General features: G+C 73.6%; 12 protein-coding genes. 9 read left to right on the forward strand and 3 right to left on the reverse strand.

All coding sequences use genetic code 11. The annotated features are described in order from the left end of the window. The 5 genes from AB0O00_RS19140 to AB0O00_RS19160 all read left to right on the forward strand — a co-directional run. Positions 1 to 1,208 (forward strand): sensor histidine kinase (locus AB0O00_RS19140; protein ID WP_363653245.1); only part of this gene is annotated, 1,208 nt, incomplete at its 5' end. Next, on the forward strand, positions 1,205 to 1,882 hold the full coding sequence (locus AB0O00_RS19145; protein WP_363653247.1) for a response regulator transcription factor: 678 nt from the start codon (positions 1,205 to 1,207) through the stop codon (positions 1,880 to 1,882). The genes AB0O00_RS19140 and AB0O00_RS19145, both read left to right, overlap by 4 nt. Positions 1,883 to 2,121: 239 nt before the next feature. After that, positions 2,122 to 2,409, forward strand: coding sequence for an SHOCT domain-containing protein (locus AB0O00_RS19150; protein WP_363653249.1), 288 nt, complete (start codon positions 2,122 to 2,124; stop codon positions 2,407 to 2,409). Next, positions 2,406 to 3,161: an ABC transporter ATP-binding protein gene (locus AB0O00_RS19155; protein WP_363653251.1), complete on the forward strand. Its 756-nt coding sequence runs from the start codon at positions 2,406 to 2,408 to the stop codon at positions 3,159 to 3,161. The genes AB0O00_RS19150 and AB0O00_RS19155 overlap by 4 nt, the downstream gene beginning before the upstream one ends. Then, positions 3,158 to 5,740 (forward strand): ABC transporter permease, encoded by a 2,583-nt coding sequence (locus tag AB0O00_RS19160; protein WP_363653253.1) that lies wholly within the window; start codon positions 3,158 to 3,160, stop codon positions 5,738 to 5,740. The genes AB0O00_RS19155 and AB0O00_RS19160 overlap by 4 nt, the downstream gene beginning before the upstream one ends. A 195-nt stretch (positions 5,741 to 5,935) precedes the next feature. Here AB0O00_RS19160 and AB0O00_RS19165 read toward each other — a convergent pair whose 3' ends face one another. The 3 genes from AB0O00_RS19165 to AB0O00_RS19175 all read right to left on the reverse strand — a co-directional run bounded on the left by AB0O00_RS19165 (position 5,936) and on the right by AB0O00_RS19175 (position 7,456). Beyond that, a complete protein-coding gene (locus tag AB0O00_RS19165; RefSeq protein ID WP_363653255.1) occupies positions 5,936 to 6,817 on the reverse strand; it encodes a metallophosphoesterase in 882 nt (293 codons plus the stop codon). Positions 6,818 to 6,941: 124 nt separating this feature from the next. After that, entirely contained in the window at positions 6,942 to 7,226 is a 285-nt protein-coding gene (locus AB0O00_RS19170; RefSeq protein ID WP_363653264.1) for a DUF4190 domain-containing protein, read from the reverse strand. 74 nt (positions 7,227 to 7,300) lie between these two features. Next, positions 7,301 to 7,456 carry a hypothetical protein gene (locus AB0O00_RS19175; protein ID WP_363653256.1) on the reverse strand — a complete coding sequence of 52 codons (156 nt, stop codon included), beginning with the start codon at positions 7,454 to 7,456 and terminating at the stop codon, positions 7,301 to 7,303. Between the two features lie 271 nt (positions 7,457 to 7,727). Here AB0O00_RS19175 and AB0O00_RS19180 point away from each other — a divergent pair, with 271 nt between their 5' ends. The 4 genes from AB0O00_RS19180 to AB0O00_RS19195 all read left to right on the forward strand — a co-directional run. Then, positions 7,728 to 8,333 carry a TetR family transcriptional regulator gene (locus tag AB0O00_RS19180; RefSeq protein WP_363653266.1) on the forward strand — a complete coding sequence of 202 codons (606 nt, stop codon included), beginning with the start codon at positions 7,728 to 7,730 and terminating at the stop codon, positions 8,331 to 8,333. A gap of 141 nt (positions 8,334 to 8,474) precedes the next feature. Next, positions 8,475 to 9,368, forward strand: a complete 894-nt coding sequence (locus AB0O00_RS19185) for a serine protease (RefSeq protein ID WP_363653258.1) — start codon at positions 8,475 to 8,477, stop codon at positions 9,366 to 9,368. Between the two features lie 139 nt (positions 9,369 to 9,507). After that, complete coding sequence (locus tag AB0O00_RS19190; protein WP_363653260.1) at positions 9,508 to 11,028, forward strand: S28 family serine protease; 1,521 nt, start codon at positions 9,508 to 9,510, stop codon at positions 11,026 to 11,028. 192 nt (positions 11,029 to 11,220) lie between these two features. Next, a partial coding sequence (locus tag AB0O00_RS19195) for a helix-turn-helix domain-containing protein (protein ID WP_363653262.1) occupies positions 11,221 to 11,737 on the forward strand: 517 nt, incomplete at its 3' end.

The raw sequence follows: 11,737 nt of genomic DNA on the forward strand, positions 1-11,737 counted from the left end.
CAGCCACGCCTCCGCCCGAGCCCTGGCGTCCGCCGTGGGTGCGGGGTGCGTGGCTGCGGGGTGCCGGGGGCGGCCGGTCGCTGGGGCTCGCGGTGGGCGTCGCCGTGGCGCAGGTGGTCGGGTCGACGCTCGCCGGGCGGCACCAGGGCGGGCGGGCCCCGCTGGACGTGTTCGGCTACGTCCTGCTGCTGCTCGGCCCGGCCCTGCTGGTGGTGTGCCGCCGCCGGCCGGTCGTCGCGGTGGCGGGCACCTCCGTCGTCACCGCGGCGTACCTGGCCGCCGGGTACCCGTACGGCCCGGTGTTCGCGAGCTGGCTGATCGCCTGCTGCTCCGCGATCGCCTGCGGGCACCGGCGGGCGGCCTGGGCGGGGCTCGCGGGGGTGTACCTGGTGCACGTCCTGGTCACCTTCGTGCTGCCCGACGGCTGGCAGCGCGTGCCGCGCGCGCCGTTCTCGTGGCAGCAGGAACTCGGCCTGCTGGCCTGGCTGTTGCTCGTCCTGGCGATCGCCGAGATCATCCGGTTCCGGCGCGAGCGGATCGCCGCCCACCGGGCCTACCGGCAGCAGCTTGAGCAGCGCCGGGCCAACGAGGAACGGCTCAAGATGGCCCGGGAGCTGCACGACATCCTGGCCCACAGCCTGTCGCTGATCAACATCCAGGCCGGGGTCGGGCTCGCGCTGCTGGACCAGCGGCCGGAGGAGGCCCGCGCGGCGCTGACCACCATCAAGTCGACCAGCAAGGAGGCGCTCGGCGAGGTCCGCCAGGTGCTCGCGACGCTGCGCGGGCCCGGCGCCGCGCCGCGCGGCCCGGCGCCCGGGCTGGCCCGGCTCGACGAACTCACCGACCAGGCCGACCGGGTGGGGCTCACGGCCGAGGTGCACGAGCAGGGCGAGCGGCGCCCGCTGAGCGCCGCGGCCGACCTCACCGCCTTCCGGATCGTCCAGGAGGCGCTGACCAACATCGTCCGGCACTCGGCGGCCCGCGAGGCGGTCGTCGTCCTCGACTGGACGGACCCGGAGACGCTCGTCGTCAGGGTCGAGGACCCGGGCCCCGCGGTGCTCGGCGACGCCGGCGGATCGGGCAGCGGGCTGGCCGGCATGCGCGAACGGGCGGGCGCGGTCGGTGGCACCATCGCCGCGGGACCGCTGCCGGGCGGCGGCTTCCGGGTACGGGCGGAGCTGCCGACACCGAAGGCGGAGGGCGAGTGATTCGGGTACTGCTGGCGGACGACCAGCTGCTGGTGCGGGCGGGCTTCCGGGCCCTGCTGTCGCTGCAGGAGGACATCACCGTGGTCGGCGAGGCGGACGACGGCGAGGCCGCGGTGCTGCTCGCCCGCGAACTCGTGCCGGACGTCGTCCTGATGGACATCCGGATGCCGCGGATGGACGGCCTGGAGGCGACCAGGAGGATCGCCGAGGACCCGGCGCTGTCCTCCGTCCGGGTGGTCGTGCTGACCACCTTCGAGCTGGACGAGTACGTCTTCGAGGCGCTGCGCTCCGGGGCGGCGGGCTTCCTCGTCAAGGACACCGACCCGGCCGACCTGCTCCGGGCGATCCGGGTCGCCGTCGCGGGGGACGCCCTGCTCTCGCCGGGCGTGACGCGGCGGCTGATCGGTGAGTTCGCGGCCCGCTCCAAGGCGCCGGAGGCGGCGCCAGCCGGGCTGGCGGACGTCTCCGGGCTCACCGAGCGGGAGCGGGAGGTGCTCGCGCTCGTGGGGATGGGGCTGTCGAACGAGGAGATCGCGCGGCGGCTGGTGGTGAGCCCGCTGACGGCGAAGACGCACGTCAGCCGGGCGATGGTGAAGCTCGGCGTCCGGGACCGGGCGCAACTCGTCGTGCTCGCCTACGAGTCGGGGCTCGTGCGGCCGGGCTGGCTGGGCTGAGCGGCCCGGGGCTTTGCCGCTGGGTCACTGCGGCTGGTCGTGCGTACGTCCGCCGCCGGCCCTGGCCCGCCCCCGCTACTTCCTCCCCGGCGTGTCGCGGTCCGCTCGTACTCCCCCGGGAGTAGCCCAACTGCCTCTGCAGGTGGGACGCGTGATGAGACCGCTCGGCGGGACGCTTCAGGCACCTCGGGAAACCGCCCGAGGTCCTGGAGGCCCAACGCCGAGGAGATGAACCACCCATGTACACGCTGCTCGCCGACTGGGACGGGCCCGGGCCCGGTCCCTGGATCCTGTTCTTCCCGCTGATCTGGATCGCCGTCGTGTTCCTGGTGATCTTCGTGCTGCGCCGGACGGCCTGGCGCCGCGGCTGCGGGTACCGCTCGGGCGCCGACCACCCGCTGGCCGTCCTCGGCCGCCGCTACGCGGAGGGCGACATCGACGCCGAGGAGTACCGCGCGAAGCGGGCCGTGCTCAGCGAGTCGCCGCGGTCGCCGCGCGACGGGGCCGGGGGAGGTGCCGGGAAGTGACCACCCTCGACGTCGTACGCGACACCGCCGCCCGGGTCGCCGACGCCGTGAAGATCTACGGCGTCGGCGCCACCGAGGTCCGGGCACTCGACCACGTCACGGTGGAGTTCCCGGCCGGGCGCCTCACCGCGATCATGGGGCCGTCCGGCTCGGGCAAGTCCACCCTGATGCACTGCGCCGCCGGGCTCGACACCCTCACCGCCGGCAGCGCGTGGATCGGGGACACCGAGCTCGGCCCGCTCGGCGACCGGCGGCTCACGCTGCTGCGCCGGGAGCGGCTCGGCTTCGTGTTCCAGGCGTTCAACCTGGTGCCCACGCTCACCGTCCGGGAGAACATCACCCTCCCGCTGGACCTCGCCGGGGCCGCCCCCGACGAGGCCTGGCTGGCCTCGCTGATCGACGTCGTCGGCCTCGGCGACCGGCTGCACCACCGCCCGAGCGAGCTCTCCGGCGGCCAGCAGCAGCGCGTCGCGGTGGCCCGGGCGCTGGCCGGGCGGCCACAGGTGGTCTTCGCCGACGAGCCGACGGGCAACCTCGACTCCCGCAGCGGCGGCGAGGTCCTCGGCCTGCTGCGCCGCGCGGTGGACGAGATGGGCCGGGCCGTCGTCATGGTCACCCACGACCCGACGGCGGCCGGATACGCCGACGAGGCGCTGTTCCTCGCCGACGGGCGTCTGGTGGACCGGATGGAGCGGCCCACCGCCGGGTTGGTGCTGGACCGGATGAAGGCCTTCGAGCGGGGGCGGTCATGACGGTCGTCGACCCGGTCGTGCTGCGGCTCGGCCTGCGCTCGCTGCGGGCCCACAAACGGCGGCTGGCCGGCACGCTCCTGTCCATCCTGCTCGGCGTCAGCTTCCTCACCGGCACGATGGTGCTGGGCGACACCCTGCGGTCCAACTTCGACACCCTCTTCGCCGACGCCAACGCGGGCACCGACGTCGTGGTCCGCAGTGCCGACGTGCTCGACTCCCCGGGGACGGCCGGCGGTGTCCGGGCGCCGGTCGACGCGGCGCTCGCCGACCAACTGCGCGCCGTGCCCGGGGTCGCGGCGGCCGAGCCGTCCGTCCAGGGCGCGGGCCAGCTGGTCGGCGCCGACGGCAAACCGATCGGCGGCCAGGGCCCGCCCACGCTCGCGGGGAACTGGCTCGCCGACGGCCGGCTCAACCCCTACCGGCTGGCCGAGGGCCGGGCGCCGGCCGCCCCGGGCGAGGTCGTGGTCAACCGGGGAGCGGCCAAGACCGGTGGGCTGCACGTCGGTTCGACGACGGTGCTGCGCACGCCGGATCCGGTGCCGGTCACCGTCGTCGGCATCGCGACCTTCGGCGCGAGCGCGGACGGCATGGGACCGAGCACCTTCACCGCCATGACGTTCGCGGACGCCGAGCAGCACCTCACGCCCAAGGGCGCGGGGCAGGCCAGTTCGATCCGGGTCCGCGCGGCGGGCGGGGTGTCCCAGCAGGAGCTGGCCACGCGGATCGCGCCGCGGCTGCCGGCCGGCGTGCAGGCGGTCACCGGCGCAGCGGCCACGCAGGAAAGCACCCAGCAGTTGTCCGGGCGGTTCCTGAGCATGTTCACCACGCTGCTGCTGGTCTTCGCCGGGATCGCGCTGCTGGTGGCCACGTTCACCATCCACAACACCTTCGCGATCGTGGTCGCCCAGCGGACGAGGGAGAACGCGCTGCTGCGGGCGCTCGGCGCGGTCCGCGGCCAGGTCCTCGGGGCGACGCTCGCCGAGGCGCTGGCGGTCGGCGTGCTGGCCTCGCTCGGCGGACTGCTGGGCGGGATCGGGGTGGCGGCCGGGCTCAAGGCGCTGTTCTCGGCGCTAGGGTTCGCGCTGCCGACCGGCGGCATGGTGATCAGTACCGCCGCGGTGGTGCTGCCGCTCGCGGTCGGGACGCTGGTCGCGGTGGGCTCGGCCCTGCTGCCCGCCGTGCGGGCCGGGCGGACGGCGCCGCTGGCGGCGCTGCGCGAGACCGGGGTCGACCGCGCGGCCCAGGGGCGTGCGGGCATCCTGCGGGTGCTGCTCGGCGGCCTGCTCGTGGCGGGCGGGGTGCCGGTGGCGGTCCTCGGTGCCACGGACGGACCTTCGGTGGCGCTGACGGCGGGCGGCGCGCTCGCGGTGCTGGCCGGCGTGGTGGTGCTCGGCCCGGTCGCGGCGGCGTTCGCGGTACGGGTCCTGGGCGCGCCACTGCCCCGGCTGCGCGGGGTCTCCGGCACCCTGGCCCGGCGCAACGCGGCCCGCAACCCGCGCCGGACGGCGGCCACGGCCAGCGCGCTCATGATCGGGGTCGCCGTGGTGACGCTGTTCACCGTCTTCGGCGCGTCGATCAAGGCCACGCTGGACGACACGGTCGACCGGTCCTTCGCGGGCGATCTCGCCGTCACCGCACCGTCGTTCGGCGCGGGCGGCAGCGGGATCAGCCCCAAGGTGGCCGACGCGCTCGCCGGGCTGCCCGAGGTGCGGCAGACCGTGGGCCTCGGCCGGGGCGTCGCCCGGATCGACGGTCACGGCCGGGTGCTCGACGTCACCGATCCGGCCCGGCTGGCCGGCATCGTCGACCTCGGCCGGATCGAGGGCTCGCTGGACGCGCTCGGCCCGGACGGCCTGGCGGTCTCCCGCAGTGAGGCGCAACAGCACGGCTGGCGGCTCGGCCAGAGCGTGACGGTCGGTTTCACGGACGGCGCGAGCGGTCCGTTCACCGTCCGCGCGCTCTACGAGGGCAGCGGACTGGCGGGGGACTACCTGATAACCCGGCAGGCCTGGGCCCCGCACCGGGGGCAGGACAGCGACACCCTGGTCGCGGTCGGGCTGCGGGCCGGCGTCTCGCCGGCGGCCGGCAAGGCGGCGGTGCAGAAGGCGCTGGTGCCGTACGGCAATCCGCAGGTGCAGGACCGGGCGGAGTACGCGGCGAGCGCGGCCTCCGGGGTCGACACGATGCTGTCGGTGGTCTACGCCCTGCTGGCGCTGGCGGTGCTGATCGCCCTGCTGGGCATCGCCAACACCCTGACGCTGGCGGTGCACGAGCGGACCAGGGAGCTGGGCCTGCTGCGGGCGGTCGGCCAGACCAGGGCGCAGCTGCGGGGCATGGTGCGCTGGGAGTCGGTGCTGGTGGCCGCCTTCGGGACGGTCGGCGGGCTCGGGCTCGGGGCGTTCCTGGGCTGGGCTCTCGTGCGGGCCTCGGACAGCGCGGGGACGGGCTCGTTCGCGATACCGCCGCTGCAGCTGGCGGTGGTCCTGGCGGCCGGTCTGCTCGCTGGCGCGGTGGCCGGGCTCCGCCCGGCGGGCCGGGCGGCACGGCTGGACATCCTGCGGGCGATCGCCACGGACTGATCGCCACGGACTGATCGCCACCGGCTGATCGCCACCGGCTGACCGCCACCGGCTGACCGCCATGGGCTGACCGCCACGAACAGATCGCCCGACAGATCGTCACCGGCTGACCGCCACGGACGTGATCGGTGGAGCCTGCGGAAGGGGCCGAGCATAGAGAGGAGCGGACCGCCTCACCGCCGACCCGCCGGGGCGTCAGCCGGCGGCCTGCGGGAACACCTCCCGCAGCAGCGGGTCCGGCAGGCCGCGGCGGCGCCACTCGCGCGGGTAGCCGAGCGAGACCTCCTCGAAGGGCACGCCGTCGTAGCTGGTCTTGCGGGGGATGTGGAGGTGGCCGTAGATCATCGCGGCGGTGTTGAAGCGGCGGTGCCAGTCGGCCGTCAGCTCGGTGCCGCACCACTGGGCGAACTCGGGGTACCAGAGGATCTCGGTGGGGTGGCGGACCAGCGGGTAGTGGTTGACCAGGACGAGCGGCAGGTCCGGGTCGCAGGCCGCGAGCCGCTGCTCGGTCAGCCGGACGCGCTCGCGGCACCAGGAGTCGCGGTCGGGGAACGGATCGGGGTGGAGCATCCGCTCGTCCGCGCACACGATGCCGCTCTCGTAGGCGGCCGCCAGGGACTCCTCCTTGGTGGTCGTGCCGGGCGCACGGAAGGAGTAGTCGTAGAGGAGGAAGAGCGGGGCGACGACGACCGGCCCGCCGGCACCCTGCCAGACCGGGTACGGGTCCTCGGGGGTGAGCACCCCGAGCCGGCGGCACATGGCGACCAGGTGTTCGTAGCGGGCCACACCGCGCAGCTGCACCGGGTCGTCGGGGTGGGTCCACAGCTCGTGGTTGCCGGGGGCCCACACCACGCGGGCGAAGCGCTCGGCGAGCAGTCCGAGCGCCCACTCGATGCTGGTGGAGAGTTCGGCGACGTCGCCGGCGACGATCAACCAGTCGTCAGGGCTGGTGGGTTGGAGCTTCTCCACCAGGCCGCGGTTCTCCTCGTAGGAGATGTGCAGGTCGCTGACGGCGAGCAGCCTCCCGCTCGCCGCGCCGCTCCCCGGCTGCGCCGCGCTGCCGTACTCGGTCGTCACTCCTGCCCCCTGTGGTCACCGGTCGATGCCGCCACAGTACGGGGCGGGCCGGTTTCGCGGGGCGGAACCGCAGGGCTCAGCGGCTCACGAGGCGACCGCCGGGCTCACGGGGAGACGGTTCGGCTCAGGAGCCGAACTCCATGATCACGCCGTGCGCCGAGACAGTGGTGGCGGTGAAGACGGCGAGCGCGGCGACGCCGAGCACGAGGCCGAGCACCGCCCGGCCGCGCCGCCGGGTGCCACGGACGAGGGCGAGCGTGCCGAGGACGATGGCGAGCGGTCCGAGCACGATGTTGAAGATCAGCAGGCCCGGGAGGCCGAGCAGGAAGGAGGCGACGGCGAGGTTGTCGGCCTCGGCGGTGGTCCCGCGGCCGTCGGTGGCCGGCTGGTGGTCGGTGGCGGCGCTCATGGCGGTGCTCATGACGGTGGGTCCTCTCTGGTGAAAGGAGCTGAGGCGAAGGGGGGAGGCGAGGGGGGAGAGGCTCAGCGCTGCCGCAGGCGGGCGAGGCCCTCGCGGGCGCCGAAGGCGAGCAGCCAGGCGGTGATGGCGGCGGAGGCGGTGAGGAAGACCGGGAGCGAGGTGTGTGCGGCGGCGCCGATCACGACACCCATGGCGACGAGGGCGGAGAGCAGGATCACGGCCGGCCCGTCCTTTCCGGTTTCGGCTTCGGTTCCGGGCTCGGGTTCGGGATCGAGCCCGGTTTCGGTTGACAAGTGTTCACCGAACGAGCCTCACTCTACGCCGGACTGGCCAGGTTCGGCAAACAGTTGTTTACTGAATGGCGTGAATCACACCGGAGGGGCCGGGCGGCCCCAGAACGCCGGGGCCGAGCAGCCCCAGGGCGCCGGGGCCGAGCAGCCCCAGAACGTCGGCGTCAGACAGGCCCAGAAGCAGCAGAGCCGCCGGGCGCTGCTGGACGCCGGGCTCGGCCTGCTGGCCGATCAGAACCTCGCGAGCGTCGGCGTCCGCGAGGTCACCCGCGCCGCCGGGCTGTCGCCGGCCGCGTTCTACCGGCACTTCCCGGACCTCGCGGCGCTCGGCGTCGCGCTGGTCGAGGAGTCGCTGGCGAGCCTGCACCTCATGATCCGCTCGGTGCTCGTCGGGGCGGGCGGCGCCGAGGAACTGATCGACCGCGCGGTCGACGTCATCCAGCGGCACGTCCGCGAGAACCGCGCGCACGTCCGCTTCCTCGCGCGCGAGCGGCACGGCGGTGTCCGGCGGGTGCGGGAGGCGATCGACGCCGAACTCGGCCGCTTCGCGGAGGAGGTGGGCGCCGCCCTCGGGCTCCAGCCGGTCTCGGCGGGCTGGAGCGAGGGCGACCTGCGGATGCTCGCCGAGTTGTACGTGGATCACATGGTGTCCACGGCCGCCGCCTTCCTGGAGGCCCAGGAGGAGGCCGAGGGGGTCGAGGGGGCCGAGGGGGCCGATCCGGCCCGCGAGGAGCGGATCGCCGCGACGGCCCGTCTGCAGTTGCGCCTGATCAGCCTCGGTCGGCGGTACTGGCAGGGGAGTTGAGCGCGCCGGTCGGCCGGATCGGATGACCGTGGCCGGGGATTGCCCCGGCCTTCCCGAGTGACCTCTCCGCGGCTGCGGACCTCTTGACATCACGTCATGTCCGCGACAGCTTTGGTGAACCCCCACACCGAGAGGTCTCTCATGAGGAAGCCGCTCATAGGCATGCTCGCCGCGGTCCTGGTCGCCGGAGCCACCACGCTGGCCGGGCTCGCCCCGGCGCAGGCCGCCACCACGGCGAACGCCACCGCCCCTGCGACGGTCGCCAAGATAGCCAATGTCGCCAAGGCGGTGCCGGAGCCCGCCGCCGTCGACTTCACCGGCACGGTGGCGCTCGACAACTGTTCCGGCTCGCTGGTCCGGATGCCCGGCTCGGCCGGCAGTGATCCGGCGCTGGTCCTGTCCAACGGCCACTGCCTGGAGTCCGGCATGCCCGGCCCCGGTCAGGTGGTCACCGACCAGCCGTCCAGCCGGACGTTCACCCTGCTCGACGGTTCCGGCGCCGACCTTGGCACGCTGAACGCGGTCAAGGTGGTCTACGGCGCCATGACCGACACCGACGTGTCGATCTACCAGCTCGACTCCAGCTACGACACGATCCAGGCGCAGTACGGGATCGCCCCGCTGACCGTCTCCGCCGCCCACCCCGCCAAGGGCGCGGACATCCGGGTGGTCTCCGGTTACTGGAAGCGGATCTACTCCTGCTCGGTCGACGGCTTCGCGTACCAACTGCGTGAGGGCGGCTGGACGTTCAAGGACTCGGTCCGCTACACCTCGGGCTGCAACGTGATCGGCGGCACCTCCGGCTCGCCGGTGGTCGACGCGAACAGCGGTCTGCTGGTCGCCGTCAACAACACGATCAACGAGAACGGCCAGTCCTGCACGCTCAACAACCCGTGCGAGGTAGACCAGAGCGGCACGGTGACGGTCCACCAGGGCATCGGCTACGCCCAGGAGACGTACATCATCCCGCCCTGCTTCGGTGCCGGGAACGTCCTCGACCTCACCCTGCCCGGCTGTGTCCTGCCCCGCCCCTGACCAGCACCTTCCGCGATGGGCCGCCCGCCACCCGGCGGGTGGCCCATTCGGCCGTCCACCGGACGGCCGCCGCACCACCCGCACCGCAGAGTAGTGCCGACAAGGCAGCCGTCATATCCGTTGACCAGATGGAGACTTGATGAGCACCAGGTTCAGAAGACTGCTGGTTTCCGCCCTGCTGATACCGCTGCTGAGCGCCGGCGGCGGACTCGCGGCCCCGGCGTTCGCGCAGGGCACGGCGGCCGCGCAGGGCACGACATTCGCGGAGGCTGCGGCCGCGAACGCCGCCCACGCGCAGCGCGACGTCGCCGCCGACCCGACCGCGGACATCAAGGCCCGCCTCGCGGCGATCCCGGGGATGACCATCACCGAGGAGAAGCCGACCGACGCCGACCACCGGTACTTCCTCCTCACCTACACCCAGCCGATCGACCACTTCCGTCCCTGGCTGGGCACCTTCCAGCAGCGCATCAGCGTGCTGCACCGCGGCTACGACCGCCCGACCGTCTTCTACACCAACGGCTACACGCTGGGCACCAACCCGTCCCGCACCGAGCCGACCCGGCTGGTCGACGGCAACCAGGTCTCCATCGAGTACCGGTACTTCACCCCGTCGCGCCCGGAGCCGGCGGACTGGACCAAGGCCGGCATCCGCCAGGCGGCCGCCGACTCGCACCGGATCGTGACCGCGCTGAAGGAGATCTACCAGCGCGAGTGGCTCTCCACCGGTGCCAGCAAGGGCGGCATGTCCTCCACCTACTACCGCCGGTTCTACCCGGACGACGTGGCGGGCACGATCGCGTACGTCGCGCCGAACAACACCGACGTGAACGACGACGCGGCGTACACCGAGTTCTTCCAGAAGGTCGGCACCCCCGAGTGCCGGGCCGCGCTCAACGCCGTGCAGCGCGAGCTGCTGGTGCGCCGCGACCGGCTGGAGACCCGCTTCGCGGCCGACAACAAGACGGCCGGCTCGACCTTCGACGTCATCGGTTCGGTGGACCGGGCCTACGAGGGCAGCGTGCTCGACGTGGTCTGGGGCTTCTGGCAGTACAGCATGCAGTCCGACTGCGCGAAGGTCCCGGTGGCGGCCACCGCGACCGACGACGAGCTGTACAAGTGGTTCGACGCGCAGGAGGGCGTGACCAGCGCCAGCGACCAGGGCCTCGCCAAGTACACCGCGTACTACTACCAGGCGGCGACCGAGCTCGGCGCGCCGTACTTCGACGTCTCGTACCTGAAGGACCTCCTGCACTACGACTACAAGGAGCTGTACGCACCGCGCGCGTACGTGCCCAAGGAGATCCCGACGACCTTCAACCCGAAGGCGATGCCCGACATCGACCGCTGGGTGAAGCGCGAGGCCGAGCGGATCATCTTCGTCTACGGCGGCAACGACCCGTGGGGCGCCAAGCCGTTCGAGCTCGGCCGGGGCAGCGACGACTGCTACGTCTACACCGTCCCGGGCGGCAACCACGGCTCCAACATCGGCAAGCTGCCGGCGGAGGAGTCGGCCGCGGCGACCGCCAAGGTGCTGGAGTGGGCCGGCCTGACCGGTGACCAGGACGACGCCCGCGCGCTCGCGAAGTCGCAGTACCGGATCCCGCCGTTCGGCCCGCTCGACGAGGAGGGCCAGAAGCTGGAGCGCCACCCGCTGTAGCGCCGCAGCCGGGCAGCACGCCCAAAGGAAGACCGCAGGAAGACCGCAGGAAAGCGGTAGGAAAGCGGTAGGAAAGCGGAAGGAAGGCCGCCTCCGACCCGGGGGCGGCCTTTCGCGTGCGTCCCTCGCGTACGGCAGGGACGGTTCGCCGAACCCCTCCCCGAAGCAGTGAATCAGTGCTTCAATGCTTCCATGGCCTACCGACGCACCCCCGCCGTCCAAGCCCGCCTGGACGCCCAGCGCGAGGCCGTGCTGCAGTCGGCCGTCGGCCTGCTCGCCGAGCGCGGCTACGGCGGCTGCACGATGGCCGCGGTCGCGGACCGCGCCGGGATCGCCACCGGCAGCCTGTACCAGCACTTCACCAACAAGGCCGAGCTGTCGGTGCAGTTGTTCCGCCGGGTGGTCACCCGGGAGATCGCGGCGGTGAACGCGGCCGTCGCCCGCCGGGAGACGCCCGAGCAGCGGATCGCCGCCGTCGTCGAGACGTTCGCCGCCCGCGCCCTGCGCGCGCCGCGGCTGGCGTACGCGCTGCTGGTCGAGCCGGCCGACGCGGTCGTGGACGCCGAACGCCTGGTGTTCCGGCGGGCGTTCCGCGACGTGATCGCCGCCGAGATCGCCGCCGCCGTGGCCGCCGGACGGCTGCCCGCGCAGGACCCGGTGCTGACGGCCGCCGCCCTGGTCGGCGCCGTCGCCGAAGCCCTGGCCGGCC

This window comes from Kitasatospora sp. NPDC093558 (assembly GCF_040683475.1).
Lineage (GTDB): Bacteria > Actinomycetota > Actinomycetes > Streptomycetales > Streptomycetaceae > Kitasatospora.